The organism is Candidatus Pelagibacter bacterium nBUS_30 (assembly GCF_051201245.1).
Classification (GTDB): Bacteria; Pseudomonadota; Alphaproteobacteria; order Pelagibacterales; family Pelagibacteraceae; genus Pelagibacter.
This window is the reverse complement of the sequence record NZ_CP172842.1, coordinates 217,797-235,363: the sequence shown is the minus strand read 5'-3', so window position 1 is coordinate 235,363 and position 17,567 is coordinate 217,797. Positions and strand designations below refer to the sequence as shown.

Sequence of the window (17,567 nt, the reverse complement as noted above, 5' to 3'; positions counted from 1 at the left end):
AAAACAAGTAATCATGAAAATATGACTGATAAAAAACCAGAACTAAGTGACGCAATGAAAAAGAAGCTGGAGCCTAGGAAATTCACTAAAAATCCAATTCTTGGAACTAAGTTTACAATTGCAATCTCTAGTGCAAAAGGTGGAGTTGGAAAATCTACATTTGCAACGAATCTTGCTTTAGCGCTAAAAAAAGTTGGATGCAAAGTTGGTTTACTTGATGCTGATATTTATGGTCCATCAATTCCTAAAATGTTTGATATAAATGAAAAACCAAAAAGTGATGGTCAAAAATTAGAACCAATTGTTAAATACGATATTCAATGTATGTCCATTGGTTTTTTAGCAGATCAACAAACACCCATGATTTGGCGTGGCCCTATGGTAACAAGTGCTATTAAAACTTTTACTCAAAAAGTTAATTGGAAAGATTTAGATTTTATAATCGTTGATATGCCACCAGGAACTGGTGATACTCAACTTACATTTTCTCAAGAAATAAAAATGGATGGAGCAATAATTGTCTCCACTCCTCAAGAAGTAGCTTTATTGGACGTCAAAAGAGGTATCAAAATGTTTGATAAACTTGGAGTGAAAATTTTAGGTTTAGTGGATAACATGAGTTTTTTTACCGGAGATGATGGTAAAAAATATAAAATTTTTGGTGAAGGTGGTGTCAGAAAAACTGCAGAAGAATTTGAAAAAGAATTTTTAGGAGAGATCCCAATAAATCCAGAAGTTGGAAAGAATGGAGACGAGGGAAAGCCCATAGTTGAAGCTAATCCTGAACATGAAATTTCAAAAATATATTTAGATTTTGCTAATAAGATTAAATCAACTTATCTTTAAGATCAAAAGCAATCATTAGTTCATTCCATTCTCTTTTTGAAAGTCCTGAGCTATCTACATCAACGTTTTCACCTTTGATAAGCTTTTGAATGATTGTTTTACCTTTGGCTGAAACTTCTGTTCCACCAACTCTATAATCCATAAATGCATCATAAGTTATTGGAACCCATTTTTTAACAGTATCCAACATGATATCTGCATAAACTCTTATTTCATATTGAGCATGACTATCAGCTCTTAATCTTAAAAAATTCATTAGATTTAATAAATCAGTTTTCCAGTACCACTGAGTGTAAGTATTTAAAGTTAAATTCATTCTAGCAAGCTCTCTAGCTAAACCTTTTTTATTTTCATCTATAGTTGAGCCGTCAAATCTTTCATTCAACATGGTCTCATAATTATCATAAGTTCTTTCGGCATCATTTTTTAAAAGTTCCAAGACTTCTTTTGCTTGATCACCTTCCAGAACATCTCCTCTACCTTGTCTGTTGCTTGTAGATTGAGCTGCTAAATTTTCTGTACTTGGTAAATAAAACTCTTTATCTAAAATAGAATATCTAGCTGAATACTCGTTTACGTTAGCTGTTCTGTGTCTGATCCATTGACGAGCAATAAAAATTGGTAGCTTAACATGGTATTTAATTTCACACATTTCAAATGGAGTACTATGCCAATGCCTCATTAAATATTTAATCAGACCTGCATCTGTTGAAACTTTTTTGGTTCCTTTACCATAAGACACTCGAGCTGACTGAACAATTGATGTGTCATCACCCATATAATCAATAACTCTTACAAAACCATGATCTAATGCAGGAATTGCTTCGTATAGAATATTTTCAAGTGCAGGAGCTGTAACTCTCTTAGTTTGATTCTGTTGAGACTGTTGTTCTTTAATTTCTTGTGATTGTTCGCTAGTTAATTTCATGATTTTTATTGAATCTCTTGTAATTGCTTTTATATTAATAATGTTGGTTTTCCAACTATGACGATAAACGAATTTCGTAATAACCATTGCGGACGTGGGGGCAGTACCCACCACCTCCACCATTACAACTTATGGGGGTGAACTAGATTCGACGGATGACTAAAGGCTATTCTTTTGTTCGGAATTGTTCCACCGTAACGGGCTAATTTATAATTGCTAACGAAAGTTACGCACTTGCTGCCTAATTAACTTTGTTAATTAAGTAGACGGGGTCCGGGGCACCTGGCAACAGAACGCCCCTAAACTAAAGAAAGGATGTAGATATGGAAAAAGAAATGCTTGCAATAGCAAAGTTTAAATCTGGTGAAGGAAAATTTGAAAAATTCATGGCATGGATGCAATCAGATGAAGGAATGGAAGTAAGGGAAAAAATTGCTCATGTTGAAAAAACAGTTCCAGCAATAGCGCCAGATAAAAGTTATGTTATGTTTAAAGTCTCAGTTCATAATGAAGAAAATATGAAGCTATTTGCTTCTGGTCAAAATCCATTTGCAAAATCCATTTTCGACGAATGTATCGAAAGTATTAAAATGTGGGAAATGAGTTTAGTTAAACTTTAAATATTAAATTAAGGGGTCCAGGACACCTGGCAACAGAACACTCTTCGCTTCTAGAACAGCATAAATGATATAAGAAACAGCATCTATGAAATTTGAATTACTGTTTAACCTACTACACCATATACATCAGACTAGAATAATTAGATATATTAAAAAATTTAAGACACATTATTTTATTGATGTTGGTGCCCACAAAGGCGAATTTTTAACTTATTTATTAAAATTAAAAAATATAAAAAAAATTTATTGTTTTGAGCCACAAAAAAAAATTTACAGGACTCTTTATAAAAATTTTAAAAATAATAAAAAAATAAAATTTTTTAATATTGGGCTAGGAAATAACAATACGAAAAAAAATATTTATATAAACAAACTATCATATACATCTACTTTCAAAAAAAATAAAAAAACATTTTATCTATACTTTAAAAAATTTCTTTTAAGAGCATCCAATGATTATGAGGATAAATATAAGGTAAAAATAAAGAAACTTGATGAAGTATTAAGAAATAAAAATTTGAAGAATTGTTTATTAAAAATTGATGTGGAAGGATACGAGCTAAATGTACTTAATGGATCAATAAATATTATCAAAAATCAAGTAAAGTTTATTTTAATTGAAAGGCAATTTTTTAATCAGTACGAGGATGTCTCAAATAAAAAAATTGAAAAATTTTTAAAGAAACATAATTTTAAATTAATAAAGAAATTCACATATCCCTTATTTCTTTTTCAAGACAATTTGTATAAAAAAGTTTAAATTTGAATTAAATAAAATTCTATTTATTTTTAATTTCTGCCTGTGCAGCAGCTAATCTTGCAACTGGAACTCTGTAAGGTGAACAAGAAACATAATTTAAACCAGCTCTAGAGCAAAACTCAATACTTTTAGGATCACCACCATGCTCACCACAAATTCCAAGTTTTAATTTTTTGTTTTGACTTTTTCCTTTTTCAACAGCAATTTCAACTAAATCAGCAACCCCATCATCTATTGAAACAAATGGGTCAATTGAAAATATCTTATTATCTAAATAGTCGTTCAAAAATTTACCACTATCATCTCTACTAATCCCAAAAGTAGTTTGTGTTAAGTCGTTGGTGCCAAAACTAAAAAATTCAGCATGTTTGGCTATTTCTTTTGCTTTAATTGCAGCTCTTGGAAGCTCGATCATTGTGCCGACCATAAATTCTATCTTTATCTTATATTGTTTTTGCACTTCGCTAGCTATATTAATTACTAAATCTTTCATTATCTTTATTTCAGCTTCTGTTGAAACTAAAGGAATCATAATTTCTGGAAAGGCAGATTTAGTTTTTTTCTTTTTAAGTAAAGCTAACGCTTCAAAAATAGCTCTGCATTGCATTTCATATATTTCTGGAAAAGATATACCAAGTCTACAACCTCTATGACCTAACATTGGATTTTGTTCATGAAGTTCTTCTATTCTAGACTCTACCTCCTTAACTGAAAGACCGACCACATTTGCAACTTCACTAATTTCTTTTTCTGTTTTAGGTAAAAATTCATGAAGAGGAGGGTCTAGTAATCTTACTGTAACAGGTAGACCACTCATAATTTTAAAAATTTCCATAAAATCTTTTTTTTGGTGAGGTAAAAGTTTTTCAAGTGCTTTAGCTCTATCTTCTTTAGTTTTAGATAAAATCATTTCACGAACAGATAAAATTCTTTCTTCATCAAAAAACATATGCTCTGTTCTGCAAAGACCAATACCTTCTGCACCAAAATCTTTGGCTGTTTTTGTATCTTTAGGTGTTTCTGAATTCGTTCGTATATTTAATTTTCTAAAACTATCAGCCCATGACATTAATTTAGAAAAATCACCAGAAATTTCTGGTTTAACTGTTGTAACGCTACCTGAAATAATTCTACCTGTAGATCCATCAATAGTTATAACTTCACCTTCTTTAATTTCCATAGATGGTGTTTTAAAAGATTTGCTCTCATAATTTATATCTATTTCACTTGAACCAGAAACACATGGTCTTCCCATTCCTCTTGCGACTACTGCGGCATGACTTGTCATTCCTCCTCTTGCAGTTAAAATACCTTTGGCTGCGTGCATTCCTTGAATATCTTCTGGAGAAGTTTCAACTCTAACTAAAATTGTATCTTGCATCATTCCTGTTAATCTCTCAGCTTCTTCCGAAGTAAAAACTACTTTTCCACTAGCAGCCCCTGGAGATGCTGGTAAACCATTGGCAATAACGTTTATAGAACTTTTTTCATCTAAGGTAGGATGAAGTAAAGTGTCTAAGGAATTAGGATCAATTCTTAGCACAGCTTCTTTTTTAGAAATTAATTTTTCTTTAACCATATCAACAGCAATCTTTACTGCTGACTTAGCTGTTCTTTTTCCAGACCTTGTTTGAAGCATCCATAGTTTCTTATTTTCAACTGTAAATTCAACATCTTGCATATCTCTATAATGTTTTTCTAATTTTTTTAAAATTTTATGAAGTTGTTTGTAGACATTGGGCATAACTTCCTCCATTGATGGAGCTTTAACTTTTGCTTGCTGTCTTGCTTTTTTAGTAATGTATTGCGGTGTTCTTGTGCCAGCCACCACGTCTTCACCCTGTGCATTGATTAAATATTCACCATATATTTCATTCAGCCCCTCAGATGGATTTCTTGTAAACACTACACCTGTTGCGCAGTCTTCTCCCATATTACCAAAAACCATTGACTGAACATTAACGGCAGTTCCCCATTCGGCTGGAATTTGATTTAATTTTCTATAAACTTTTGCTCTATTGCTTTCCCAAGATAAAAATACCGCACTAATTGCTCCAAGTAATTGCTCATAAACATCTTGAGGAAAATTTTTTTTAGTTTTTTCTTTAATAGTTCTTTTAAAATCTAATATTAACCCATCCCAATCATTTTCATCTAGATCGGTATCTAAAAGAACTCCCTTGGTAAGTTTGTAGTTTTCAATTAATTCTTCAAAATGATAACCCTCAACACCCATTACCACATTACCATACATTTGAATAAATCTTCTATAACTATCTTTAGCAAATCTACCGTTAGAAGTTTTTACAGCTAACGCATTTACAGTTTTATCATTCAAACCAAGATTTAGAATTGTATCCATCATACCAGGCATTGATACTCTAGCACCCGATCTTACAGAGAGTAATAAGGGGTTTTTTAAATCTCCAAATTTTTTTCCAACATCTTTTTCAATTACTTTTAATTCTTTTTTAATTTGAGCAACTAAATTTTTATTCAGTTTTTTTTTATCTTTATAAAAAAGTTCACATACTTTAGTTGAAATTGTAAACCCTGGGGGTACGGGAAGCCCCATTCTTCCCATTTCAGAAAGGTTAGCACCTTTACCTCCTAAAAAATTCTTAGAGTTTTTAATATTTTTGCTATCTTTAGATTTAAAATTTAAAATAAGTTTTTTCATTATTGGGAATCGATTAAAGAAAAATTAACATAATTGTCAAACGTTTTACATAACATTTGGATTAGATCTAGTCTGTTTTTTTTGATTGCAGGGTCTTCATCGTTTACAGTGACGTTGTCAAAAAAATCGAAAACAACTTTTTTTGAATCAGCTAGATTGGTAAGAGATTGCTCAAAATTCTCATCTTTATTGATACTTTGAAAGTATTTTCTTAATTCATTAATCTTTTTAAATAAATTTTTTTCAAGTTCTGTTTTAAAAATACCAGGGTCAGTTGTATTTGATAGATCAAGTTTATTACCTTTAAACTCACTGTCTAATATGCTGGACGCTCTTTTATAGACTGATATTAGATCAGTGCCGATTGGCTTATCAATAAAATTATTCAAACTTTTGGCTTTACTAAAAATCACAACCGATTGATCTAAATTAAAAGAATTTGTTGAAGCCTGAATAATATCATGACGTATTTTCTCATCTTTCATATAAAATTTTAATCTATCCATTAAAAAATTTATTAACTCTTTTTGTAAAAATTCATTCTCAAATTTAAATCCTTGGTCTAGATACAAACTTGTTGAATAGCTTATTAAGTCTCTTATTTTAAAGTCTTTATTATTTTCAATTATTGTTTTTATTATTCCTAAGGCAAGTCTTCTTAACGCAAATGGATCTTTCGAACTGGTTGGTTTCTGGTTTATTCCAAAAAAACCAACTAGAGTGTCTATTTTATCTGCTAATGAAAGTGCAATGCTATAAGGTTTTTTTGGTGTTTTTGAATTAAAACCTGTGGGCAAATATTGTTCTCTTATCGCAAGAGATACATCTTTTTCAAAACCTTGTGCATCTGCAAAATAACCACCCATAATTCCTTGAAGTTCAGGAAACTCACCAACCAGTTCTGAAATCAAATCTACTTTACAAATGGAAGCGGACAATTCCACTTTTTCTTTACTTATCAGCAATTCATCAGAGATCATTCCTCCAAGTTTTCTCATTCTTTGAACTTTATCAAAGTAAGTTCCCAATCCTTTGAAATAATTCATTAACTTTAGTTTAGAAACTCTTTTAACTAAATTTTGAGATTTATCTTTCTGCCAAAAAAATTCAGCATCACTTAATCTAGCTTCTACAACTCTTTCATTTCCTAATTTTATTAAACCTTTTATATCCTTTTTATTTGTTACAACTAAAAATTCATTTGTAATATTTCCCTTTTTATCAAAAGTTGGAAAATATTTTTGGTGGTATTGCATAGTGATAATTAAAATTTCTTTGGGAATATTAAGAAATTTTCTATCAAACTCACATAATATTACATTTGGTTGATCTGTTAAATCCACAACTTCGTCAAGTAACTTAGGATTGTTTTCAATCTTTATATTTTTCTTATTAGAAATTTCACTGAATTTTTTTTCTATTAAATTTTTTCTTTGCTCCTGATCAATAATAATATTAATTTTTTTAAAAAAATTATTGTATTCCTTAAAATTAGTAAATATTTTTTTCTTTTCCTCATATTCTCTATCAATAAAAGTTGAATTTGATGAAGTCAGATGATGAAAATCAAAAATTAATTTTTTTTTATCAAATACTGCTAATATTGATTTTAATGGTCTTCCCCAATTTAAAGCAAACCCACCCCATTTCATTGATTTTTTCCATTGAATTTTTTGCAACAATAGAGGTACCGACTCTTCTAATAAATCGTGTGTATTAATTTTTTTTGATTTCGTTTTAAAAAAATAGAATTCCCCTTTGTCTGTTTTTTTTTTAAAAAGATCTTTTTTAGATAGATCATTTGATCTTAAAAAGCCCTCTAATGCTACTTCTGGAGCATTTATATTAGGTCCTTTGATTTCCTCAGATTTCATAACTATCTGTTTCTTTAAACCTTCAAATAAAATTATTAATCTATTTGGAGTTGAGTATGAGGTGCTTTTTTTGAAAGAAATAAATTTTTGATCAAATAATATATTAAAACTTTTTAATAAATCTTCCCTCAAATTTTTTTGAAGAGACGAAGGTATTTCCTCACTAAATAGTTCTAAAAAAAAATCTGACATCTAACTTTGACTGTCTAACCAAATTCCTGCAGAAGCTTTTGTAATATCTCTTATTCTACCAATATATCCTGCTCTTTGAGCAACACTTATAGCTCCACGAGCATCTAAAATATTAAATACGTGACTTGCTTTCAAACATTGATCATATGCTGGTAATGATAATTTTTTTTCTACCAGAGATTTTGCTTCCATTTCGTGCATATCAAACATCTTAAACAAACTGTCAACATTTGCGTGTTCAAAGTTATATGCTGAAAATTCTTTTTCTGCTTGATGAAAAACATCTTGATACTTTACTCCCTCATCATTCCACAATAAGTCATAAACATTTTTCTGTTTTTGTGTGAACATACATATTCTTTCCAAGCCATAAGTAATTTCTACTGAAACAGGATTACATTCAAAGCCAGCCATCTGTTGAAAGTATGTAAATTGTGTGATTTCCATACCATCACACCAAACTTCCCAACCTAAACCCGCCGCACCTAATGTTGGACTCTCCCAATCATCTTCAACAAATCTAATATCATGTTCATTATGATCAATCCCAATAACAGATAAACTGTTAAGATATAATTTTTTTATATTGTCTGGTGAAGGTTTTATCAAAACTTGAAATTGATAATAATGTTGTAGTCTGTTAGGATTATCTCCATATCTCCCATCCGTTGGTCTTCTTGATGGTTGAACATATGCAGCTTTCCACGACTTTGGACCCAACGATCTCAATGTTGTTGCAGGATGAAATGTTCCTGCCCCAACTTCCATGTCATAGGGTTGTAGAACAATGCAGCCTTTTTTACTCCAAAATTTTTGAAGGTTTAAGATTGTTTCCTGAAATGATTGAATTTTTTGTTTTGGTTTTTTTGTTTTAGAAACCATATCTTTGCCAGATTGACCTTTCATCTAAAATGTTAGCTAATTGATCTACTTGATTGCTTGAAGATGAAAGTTTTTGACTTAACCACCCTTTAGTTTTTTCAAATTTTTTAACAACCACATCTTCTCCAAATTTTTCTTTTAAAACTTGATGCGCATCTCCTATTCCATCTATTAGTCCTAAATCTTTTGCTTTACTTCCTGACCAAAACTCCCCAGAAAAAAGTTCAACCTCAGATTTGTTTAATTTAGATCCTCTGCTTTTTTCTACTACGTCTATAAAATCTTTATGTAAATCTAATTGGATTTTTTTTAATCTTTCAATGTCTTCCTTTTTTTCTTCTAGAAACGGATCTAATGTACTTTTGTTTTTTCCAGCAGTATGAACTCTTCTTTCTACACCAATTTTTTTTATCAATTCTGTAAATCCAAATGATGAATAGATAACTCCAATAGATCCAATAATTGAACTTGAGTTTGCATAAATTTCATCGCCAGCACATGAAATAAGATAACCTCCAGATGCTGCTACATCTTCAGCAAATACAATTACTTTTTTTTTATTTTTTTTAGCTTCTTGTCTAATCAAGCTATAAATTAAGTGTGACTGAACAGGTGATCCACCAGGCGAATTAATACTAATAGCAACAGAAACAGCTTTTTTTAAAGAAAAAGCCTTTTTTATAAGCTCCTCTTGACCCGCAAAATCAATTCCTTGTTTAAATTTTCCAGCATTTCCTATAACTCCACTTAACTTTACATGAGCTACGGTTTTTTTCTTTTTAAAAAGAGAAAACATCACTATTCCTTATAGATTTATTAATTGAATATATAGTCTACTTATAATTGAAGAATTAGGTGCGTCAATTGATAAGTAATATATAAAACTTAATTATATTAATTTAAATTCGTCATGGGAACAGTAATACAGCTCAAAAATCAAATAAATGATTCGTATTTTCAACTTAAAAATTCTGTTGATGACAAACTTGTTCTAACTGAAGAAAAAATAAAATCAAAATTAATGAGCGATGTTGAATTGGTACAAAAAATGACTGGCTACCACATTAAAACAGGTGGAAAAAGACTAAGAGCTCTTTTAACATTAGGGTCTGCAAAACTATGTGGATATTCAAAAGGTTCTAGAGATGTAAATCTTGCAGCTTGTGTAGAATTAATTCATAGCGCAACACTAATGCATGATGATGTAATTGATGAGGGTATCGTAAGAAGAGGAAAAGAAACTTTGAATAAAGTTTGGGACAACCACTCGTCAGTTTTGATTGGTGATTACTTATTAAGTAGATGTTTTGAAATGATGGTAGAAGATGGCAATTTAGAAGTTTTAAAATTATTATCATCGACATCTTCTAAGATTGCTCAAGGAGAAGTCTTGCAGCTTCAGCATAAAGGTGAAGTTGATATGCTTGAAGAAACTTATTTAAAAATTATCTCAGCAAAAACTGCAGAGCTATTTGCGGCTGCAACAAAAGTAGGTGCAATTTTATCAGATGTAGATACAAAAGAAAAAGATGCGCTTGAATTTTACGGAAGAAATCTTGGGCTTACTTTTCAAATCGCCGATGATACACTTGACTATAATTCTGATCTTAAATTATTTGGAAAAAAAGTTGGTCAAGATTTTTTTGAAGGAAAAATTACTTTGCCTGTAATTTTGCTTTTTCAAAAAATAAACCCAGATGAAAAAAAATTGTTAACTGAATTATTCAAAAAAAATATAAGAAATAATGACGACTTTAAAAAGATAATTTCTTTGATAAAAAAATATAAGATCATTAATGAGTGTTATCAAAAGGCTCAACATTACATAAATCTTGCCTCAAATTCATTAATGGTATTTAAAGACTCAAAAGAAAAAGAAATTCTAAAAAATCTTACTTCATTTAGTTTAGGTAGAAATTTTTAAGGATTTAATAGAGATTTAATCCAATTACCATTTTTATCAATCGTATATTTTAATCTTTCGTGAATTCTACTATCTCCATCTAGCCAAAATTCAAAACTTAACGGAGATAAATTCCAACCAGACCAATGGCTGGGTCTTGGAACTTTATTTTCATCATTATATTTTTGTTTAAATTCTTTAATTGAATTCATCAGTTCGTCTCTATTGTTTAACTCTTTACTTTGTTTCGAGGCCCAAGCGCCAATTCTACTTTCATAACCTCTTGAATTATAATATTGATCAGCAACCACATCTTCTACTTGAGTGACTGTTCCACTGACTCTTATTTGTCTTAAAAGACTTTTCCAATGAAAACACATTGCAGCTTTAGGATTTTCTTTTAATTCATTTCCTTTTTGGCTATTTAAGTTAGTGTAAAATACCAATCCATTATGATTAAATTCTTTTAATAAAACAATTCTTACTGATGGAAAGTTGTCTTTAGTCGATGTTGCTAATGAAAGTGCATTAGGATCATTAGGTTCTGATTTTTTTGCGTCATCCATCCATGCTCCAAATAGCTTAATTGGATCCTCTAGATCTAAAAAACAATGATTTAGTCCAAGTGAGTTTTTTTGATTCATAATTTAAACAAAATAATCTATATAATATAAATAATGTCATTTAATACTTTTGGAAAGTTATTTCGTTTCTCAACCTGGGGTGAGTCCCATGGACCTGCTATTGGCTGTATAGTTGATGGCTGCCCACCCAACATAAGTCTTAAAGAAAAAGACATACAAACAGAGCTAGATAAAAGAAAACCAGGCCAATCAAAATTTACGACTCAACGAAAAGAGGATGATAAGGTTCAAATACTATCTGGAGTATTTGAAGGAAAAACAACTGGAACACCCATATCTCTTGTCATTTACAACAAAGATATGAGATCAAAAGATTATGGTAATATAAAAGATAAGTTTAGACCAGGACATGCTGATTTAACTTACTTTAAAAAATATGGAATAAGGGATTATAGAGGTGGTGGAAGATCTTCAGCAAGAGAAACTGCTGCTAGAGTTGCAGCAGGTGCAATAGCAAAATTAGTTTTAGAAAAAAAATTAGGTAAAAAATTCAAAGTCATTGGTGCTGTTACTCAACTAGGAATATTGGGATGTGATACAAGTCAATGGGAAGATAAAATAATTACTAAAAATCCATTTTTTTGTCCTGATAAATCAATGATAAAACTTTGGGAAAAATATTTGCTTGGTGTAAGAAAATCTGGATCTTCTTGTGGAGCTGTAATTGAAATAAGAGCAAGGGGTATACCTGCAGGACTAGGAGCTCCTATCTATTCAAAATTAGATTCTGATATAGCCTCGGGCTTAATGAGTATAAATGCTGTTAAAGGAGTCAATATTGGAGCTGGAATGAATTCAGCACAATTAAGTGGTGAACAAAATTCAGATGAAATTTCTTTAAAAGGTAAAAAATTAAAATTTGATTCCAATAATGCTGGAGGAATTTTAGGAGGAATATCAAGTGGTCAAGAGATTATTGCTTCATTTGCTGTAAAACCTACGTCGTCAATTTTAACAACTAGAAAAACTATAAATAAATTTGGAAAAAATACGACTATATCGGTTAAAGGTAGACATGATCCTTGTGTGGGTATCAGAGCAGTACCTGTTGGTGAAGCTATGATAAATTGCGTTTTATTAGATCACTATCTAATGAATAAAGCTCAATGTGGCTAAATTTTATTTAATTTAACTTTTTACTACTTTAATTGACTCTTTTGTAAATAAAACGTCTAAGATTTTTTTTGAAATATGAGAAGCGTTTAATCCTGCTAACTCATACATATTTTTTGGGCTATCTTGCTCAATAAAAATATCTGGTAACATCATTGCTCTAAACTTTAAACCTTTATCAAATATACCTTTTTCAGCTAATAAATTTTCAACATGAGAACCAAAACCACCTATTGATCCTTCTTCTATAGTTATCATTACCTCATGCTCTTTAGCACATTTTAAGATAAGTTCTTGATCTAAAGGTTTAGCAAATCTTGCGTCAACAATTGTTGTTGTAATACCTTTATTTTTTAATTCTTCAGCAGCTAACTTGCTTTCCTCAAGTCTTGTTCCTAAGCTTAAAATACAAACTTGTTTTCCTTCTTGAACAACTTTCCCTTTACCAATTTCTATTTTTTCATCAATTGAAGGCAAATCAAGTCCAGTTCCTATTCCTCGCGGATATCGGATTGCGCTTGGTTTGTCATTAATATCAACTGAAGTATTTATCATTTTTACCAATTCAACTTCATCACTTGCTGCCATTACTATAAAGTTTGGTAGAGTTGATAAATAAGTAATATCAAATGAACCAGCGTGAGTAGAACCATCAGCTCCTACTAGACCTGCTCTGTCTATTGCAAATCTTACAGGCAGGCTTTGAATAGCTACATCATGAACAATTTGATCATAAGCTCTTTGTAAAAAAGTTGAGTAAATTGCAGCATAGGGTTTATATCCTTCTGTAGCTAAACCAGCAGCAAAAGTTACTCCATGTTGCTCAGCTATACCTACATCAAACATTCTCTTTGGGAATTCTTTTCCAAAAATATCCATCCCTGTCCCACCTGGCATTGCAGCTGTTATTCCAACAATTTTACTATCTTTTTTAGCATGTTTAACTAATGAGTTGGCAAAAACTTTTGTGTATGTGGGAATGTTAGTATTACTTTTAACTTGCTCACCAGTTTCAACATCAAATTTTGAAACTCCATGATAATGGTCTATTGCTTTTTCTGCGTGTAAATAACCTTTTCCCTTTTGTGTTTTTATATGGATCATAATTGGTCCTTCATGTTTAGAGTCTCTTGCGTTTTTTAAAATAGGAACAAGAGTTGTTAAATCATGACCATCAATTGGACCTGCGTAATAAAAACCCAACGAATTAAATAAAGTACCTCCAGTAACAGCTGTCCTTAAAAAGTCCTCAGCTTTTCCTGCATTAGCACTAAATCTTTTTGAAAATGCTGATATAATTAGTTTAAGCGTTTCTCTTAAACTAAAATATATTTTACCAGTAAATAGTTTTGCTAGGTAAGTTCTCATAGCCCCCACAGGTTTTGCTATCGACATGTCATTATCATTTAAAATTACAATCATTTTAGTTTTTGTTGCTCCAGCATTATTCATTGCCTCGTAGGCCATACCTGCACTTATTGCTCCATCTCCAATTACAGCTATTACGTTAGATGATTTATTAGCTAATTTGTTTGCTTCAGCAATACCTAGCGCAGAAGATATGGACGTTGAGCTATGAGCAGCTCCAAAAGGATCATACTCACTTTCTGATCTTTTTGTAAATCCTGATAGACCATTCCCTTGCCTCAAAGATCTAATTTTATCTTTTCTTCCAGTTAAAATTTTATGTGGATAAGATTGATGACCAACATCCCAAATTAATTTATCGTTTGGGGTGTCAAAAACATAATGAAGAGCAACTGACAACTCAACAACACCTAAGCCTGCCCCTAAATGTCCTCCAGTTTCAGATACCGCACTAATCATTTCTTTTCTTACTTCATCAGAAACTGATTGAAGATCATTTTCCGATATCTTCCTTAAATCAGATGGAAAATTTATATTATCTAAAAATTTATAATTTTGTGTCATTTATCTCTATTCAAAATATAGTCTAATGTTTCTTTAATATTTTTAGAATTTGATCCATATTTTTTTAAATCATTATTGATATCAGAAATTATTTTATTACAATATTTAATAGCATTTCCATAACCAAGTAAACTTATAAGTGTTGCCTTACCTTTTTTTTGATCTTTACCTGTTTTTTTTCCAGCTATTTTTGAATTACCCTTAAAATCAATTAAATCATCTGCTATTTGGAATAAAAGACCAATATCAGAACCAATATTTTCAAAAAATTTTATTTCTTTTAAGCTCTTTTTTTTAATAATTGCTGGCGCCACACAACAAAAACTAAATAATTTTCCTGTTTTTTTAATTTCCATATCTATAATTTTTTTTTTAGATACCTTTTTCTTTTCATAACTGAGATCTAAATATTGACCACCAGCAATACCCAAATGACCTGAGCATTCTGATAATTTCTGAATTAAATTAATCTTAATTTTTTCACTCACTTTTAAAGCCGGGTTTGTTAAAATTTCAAATGCCATTGTAAGTAATGAGTTACCAGCAAGAACAGCAGTGGACTCCCCAAATTTAATATGGGTAGATGGTTTGCCTCTTCTAATTTTATCATTATCCATACAAGGTAAATCATCATGTATAAGAGAGTAAGCATGAATACATTCTACTGCTGCACCAATAGCAATTAATGTTTTATATTCAATTGACAACAATGAACCAATATCAATTAAAATTTTGGATCTAATTTTTTTTCCTCCTGGAAATAAGCCGTACTTCATAGCTGAAATTAATTCAGAGTTATTCTGCTTATTAAGAAATTTATTTAAGTAAAAATTTGTATCTTTTGCAATTCTAACAAGCTTGGAATTCATTTTTTTTTAATAATTTCATTAACTTTTTTATTGGTTTCTTCACCTATAGATTTAAAATTTTTATGAAATTTTTTTTCAATAATATTGTTTAACTTCAATAATTGCTGATAACTATCTATAGAATTACTTAGATCTTTTTCATTTTCTAAAGACTCGATTATCTGATTTGCCTGATCTGTTAATTCCTCAAGGGAGACCAAATTATTATCAGGTGGTAAATTTTTATCTTTCATATAATACTAATTATTAATACATGAAATCTATTCAATCAAATATCAAAAAAGCAAAAAAATATTTAGATAAAAATCATTGTGTGGCTGTACCTACTGAAACAGTTTATGGATTAGCTGGAAATGCTTATTCAGACTTATCTGTAAAAAGGATATTTAAGTTAAAAAAAAGACCAATTAATAACCCATTAATTGTTCATTATTTAAATATTAATAAATTAAAAGAAGATTGCCATATTAATGATAATTTTATTAAGCTTTATAATGAATTTTCTCCTGGACCAGTTACATTTATATTAAAATTAAAAAAAACTTCTAAAATTTCTAAATTAGTAACTAACCGACAAAAGAGCCTTGCAGTTCGTTTTCCTAAACATCCTTTATTTAGAAAGCTACTTAAAACTTTAACATATCCTTTGGCTGCACCTAGTGCAAATATATCAACTAGGCTAAGTTCTGTTCAAGCATCTGATGTTTTTGAAGAATTTAGATCAAGAATTAAATATGTTTTAGACGGAGGTAAATGCAAAATAGGTATTGAGTCAACGATCATTAATCTTTTAGATAAACCAACCATACTTAGATTTGGAGGATTAGATATTTTAAAAATAGAAAAAATATTAAAAAAAAAAGTTTTAATTAAAACTAATTCAAAAAAGAAACTTGCACCTGGCCAGTTCCATTTGCACTATTCTCCTGGTATACCATTAAGAACAAATGCTAAAAAACCAAAAAAAAATGAAGCCTATGTGTTGATAAAAAAAAGAAAAATTTCTTTTAAAAATTATTACTATTTAAGTAAAAAAAACAATCTTAAAGAATCTGCAAAAAATCTATACTCATTATTAAGGTTAATTAAAAAAGATGGTTATAAAATGATTGCTGTAGAAAAAATTCAAAATAAAGGAATCGGTAAAACGATAAACGATAGATTAAACAGAGCATCAAAATATTGAATAAAACATGCAATTGAAATAATTAAAATTAGGAATGAGGTGGCGCGCCTGCTAGGAGTCGAACCCAGAACCTCCTGATCCGAAGTCAGGCGCTCTATCCAGTTGAGCTACAAGCGCATATAGTATTAATATTACATTTTATGAAAAAAAACATTAATTTTATAGTTGAAGAAAATGAAAACAATCTCAGAGTTGATGTTTTGATTAACAAAAGAGAAGAGTTAATTAGTAGAACTAGAATTAAGAACTTAATTCTTAAAGAAAAACTAAAATTAAACAATGAAATTATCAAAAGTCCTTCAAAAAAAGTTTTGACTGGTGACAGATTGATCTTGAGTATACCAGAGCCTGTAGAAGCTTCGTTAAAACCATATGATTTTAAACTAGAAATAATTCATGAAGATGAAGATGTAATGGTTATTAATAAACCAGCTGGAATAATTATGCATCCAGGAGCTGGAAATTATGACAAAACGATTGTTAATGCTTTAATGCATTACAATAAGGACTCCCTCTCAACAATTGGAGATGAGCTTAGACCTGGTATAGTTCATAGAATAGATAAAAATACATCTGGGTTAGTGGTCATTGCAAAAAATAATGAGTCTCATGAAAACTTATCACAGCAATTTAGCAATCACACCATCACAAGAGTTTATCAACTTTTAATATGGGGTAAACTTAGACCATCAAAAGGAAAAATAGATACTTTTTTAACTCGTAGTTCCAAAAACAGACAACTAATGGAAGTTAGCAGTTTAAAAGGTAAACGAGCTATAACAAATTATAAAACTATAGAAGTTTTTGAAAATGATAAAACGCCAACATTAAGTTTGGTAGAATGTAAATTGGAAACTGGTAGAACTCACCAAATACGTGTTCACATGACACATTTGGGTAACAGTATAGTTGGAGACGATAAGTATAAAAAAAAATATAAGAAACTTAAAAATATAGATATTGGATTAGAAAGTTTAATCTCCAAGTTAAATAGGCAATTTTTACACGCAAAAATCTTGGGCTTTATTCATCCTAAAACTAATGAAGAAATGGTTTTTTCCTCAATTTTGCCACAAGAACTAAATAATTTATTAAAAATGCTCAGAAACACTAGTGAATAAATCGTTGAAAATTTAAT

At 30.1% G+C, this 17,567-nt stretch carries 16 protein-coding genes, 1 tRNA gene and 1 other RNA gene; 8 read left to right on the top strand and 10 right to left on the bottom strand.

Annotated features, from left to right (window positions below; translation table 11 throughout):
* Positions 1 to 21: 21 nt before the first annotated feature.
* Positions 22 to 846, top strand: a complete 825-nt coding sequence (locus ACIJYE_RS01240; protein ID WP_435090634.1) for an Mrp/NBP35 family ATP-binding protein — start codon at positions 22 to 24, stop codon at positions 844 to 846.
* Here the strand turns inward: ACIJYE_RS01240 and thyX are convergent.
* Positions 827 to 1,774: an FAD-dependent thymidylate synthase gene (thyX, locus tag ACIJYE_RS01235; RefSeq protein ID WP_435090632.1), complete on the bottom strand. Its 948-nt coding sequence runs from the start codon at positions 1,772 to 1,774 to the stop codon at positions 827 to 829. The genes ACIJYE_RS01240 and thyX overlap by 20 nt on opposite strands.
* Before the next feature lie 4 nt (positions 1,775 to 1,778).
* Here thyX and ssrA point away from each other — a divergent pair.
* From ssrA to ACIJYE_RS01220, 3 genes are all read left to right on the top strand, one after another.
* Positions 1,779 to 2,078: a transfer-messenger RNA gene (gene ssrA, locus ACIJYE_RS01230) on the top strand.
* A gap of 19 nt (positions 2,079 to 2,097) precedes the next feature.
* Positions 2,098 to 2,394: a hypothetical protein gene (locus ACIJYE_RS01225; RefSeq protein WP_435090630.1), complete on the top strand. Its 297-nt coding sequence runs from the start codon at positions 2,098 to 2,100 to the stop codon at positions 2,392 to 2,394.
* 85 nt (positions 2,395 to 2,479) lie between these two features.
* Positions 2,480 to 3,154 carry an FkbM family methyltransferase gene (locus tag ACIJYE_RS01220; RefSeq protein ID WP_435090628.1) on the top strand — a complete coding sequence of 225 codons (675 nt, stop codon included), beginning with the start codon at positions 2,480 to 2,482 and terminating at the stop codon, positions 3,152 to 3,154.
* 19 nt (positions 3,155 to 3,173) lie between these two features.
* On the opposite strand, the gene ppdK is transcribed toward ACIJYE_RS01220, so the two are convergent.
* Genes ppdK through ACIJYE_RS01200 form a run of 4 tightly spaced genes read right to left on the bottom strand, consistent with a single transcriptional unit; the run spans position 3,174 to position 9,578 of the window.
* Positions 3,174 to 5,834: a pyruvate, phosphate dikinase gene (gene ppdK, locus ACIJYE_RS01215; RefSeq protein WP_435090626.1), complete on the bottom strand. Its 2,661-nt coding sequence runs from the start codon at positions 5,832 to 5,834 to the stop codon at positions 3,174 to 3,176.
* The gene (gene glyS / locus ACIJYE_RS01210; protein ID WP_435090624.1) at positions 5,834 to 7,900 is read right to left on the bottom strand and encodes a glycine--tRNA ligase subunit beta; all 2,067 of its coding nucleotides are present in this window, start codon (positions 7,898 to 7,900) and stop codon (positions 5,834 to 5,836) included. Before glyS ends, ppdK begins: the two co-directional genes overlap by 1 nt.
* Positions 7,901 to 8,782: a glycine--tRNA ligase subunit alpha gene (locus ACIJYE_RS01205; protein WP_435091246.1), complete on the bottom strand. Its 882-nt coding sequence runs from the start codon at positions 8,780 to 8,782 to the stop codon at positions 7,901 to 7,903.
* Positions 8,772 to 9,578, bottom strand: coding sequence for a S49 family peptidase (locus ACIJYE_RS01200; protein ID WP_435090622.1), 807 nt, complete (start codon positions 9,576 to 9,578; stop codon positions 8,772 to 8,774). The genes ACIJYE_RS01205 and ACIJYE_RS01200 overlap by 11 nt, the downstream gene beginning before the upstream one ends.
* A 114-nt stretch (positions 9,579 to 9,692) precedes the next feature.
* On the opposite strand from ACIJYE_RS01200, the gene ACIJYE_RS01195 reads away from it, so the two are divergent.
* A complete protein-coding gene (locus tag ACIJYE_RS01195; protein WP_435090620.1) occupies positions 9,693 to 10,706 on the top strand; it encodes a polyprenyl synthetase family protein in 1,014 nt (337 codons plus the stop codon).
* On the opposite strand, the gene pdxH is transcribed toward ACIJYE_RS01195, so the two are convergent.
* Positions 10,703 to 11,329: a pyridoxamine 5'-phosphate oxidase gene (gene pdxH, locus ACIJYE_RS01190; protein ID WP_435090618.1), complete on the bottom strand. Its 627-nt coding sequence runs from the start codon at positions 11,327 to 11,329 to the stop codon at positions 10,703 to 10,705. The genes ACIJYE_RS01195 and pdxH overlap by 4 nt on opposite strands.
* A 33-nt stretch (positions 11,330 to 11,362) precedes the next feature.
* On the opposite strand from pdxH, the gene aroC reads away from it, so the two are divergent.
* Positions 11,363 to 12,445: a chorismate synthase gene (aroC, locus tag ACIJYE_RS01185; RefSeq protein WP_435090616.1), complete on the top strand. Its 1,083-nt coding sequence runs from the start codon at positions 11,363 to 11,365 to the stop codon at positions 12,443 to 12,445.
* Between the two features lie 12 nt (positions 12,446 to 12,457).
* Here aroC and dxs read toward each other — a convergent pair whose 3' ends face one another.
* Genes dxs through ACIJYE_RS01170 form a run of 3 tightly spaced genes read right to left on the bottom strand, consistent with a single transcriptional unit; the run spans position 12,458 to position 15,476 of the window.
* Positions 12,458 to 14,374 carry a 1-deoxy-D-xylulose-5-phosphate synthase gene (gene dxs, locus ACIJYE_RS01180; RefSeq protein WP_435090615.1) on the bottom strand — a complete coding sequence of 639 codons (1,917 nt, stop codon included), beginning with the start codon at positions 14,372 to 14,374 and terminating at the stop codon, positions 12,458 to 12,460.
* Positions 14,371 to 15,243: a polyprenyl synthetase family protein gene (locus ACIJYE_RS01175; RefSeq protein WP_435090614.1), complete on the bottom strand. Its 873-nt coding sequence runs from the start codon at positions 15,241 to 15,243 to the stop codon at positions 14,371 to 14,373. The genes dxs and ACIJYE_RS01175 overlap by 4 nt, the downstream gene beginning before the upstream one ends.
* Positions 15,240 to 15,476, bottom strand: coding sequence for an exonuclease VII small subunit (locus ACIJYE_RS01170; RefSeq protein ID WP_435090613.1), 237 nt, complete (start codon positions 15,474 to 15,476; stop codon positions 15,240 to 15,242). The genes ACIJYE_RS01175 and ACIJYE_RS01170 overlap by 4 nt, the downstream gene beginning before the upstream one ends.
* A gap of 20 nt (positions 15,477 to 15,496) precedes the next feature.
* On the opposite strand from ACIJYE_RS01170, the gene ACIJYE_RS01165 reads away from it, so the two are divergent.
* Positions 15,497 to 16,429: an L-threonylcarbamoyladenylate synthase gene (locus ACIJYE_RS01165; protein ID WP_435090611.1), complete on the top strand. Its 933-nt coding sequence runs from the start codon at positions 15,497 to 15,499 to the stop codon at positions 16,427 to 16,429.
* Positions 16,430 to 16,469: 40 nt separating this feature from the next.
* Here the strand turns inward: ACIJYE_RS01165 and ACIJYE_RS01160 are convergent.
* Positions 16,470 to 16,546: transfer RNA gene (locus ACIJYE_RS01160), tRNA-Arg, on the bottom strand.
* A 23-nt stretch (positions 16,547 to 16,569) separates the two neighbouring features.
* Between ACIJYE_RS01160 and ACIJYE_RS01155 the strand changes: the two genes are divergently transcribed.
* On the top strand, positions 16,570 to 17,550 hold the full coding sequence (locus ACIJYE_RS01155; protein ID WP_435090610.1) for an RluA family pseudouridine synthase: 981 nt from the start codon (positions 16,570 to 16,572) through the stop codon (positions 17,548 to 17,550).
* Positions 17,551 to 17,567 lie beyond the last annotated feature (17 nt).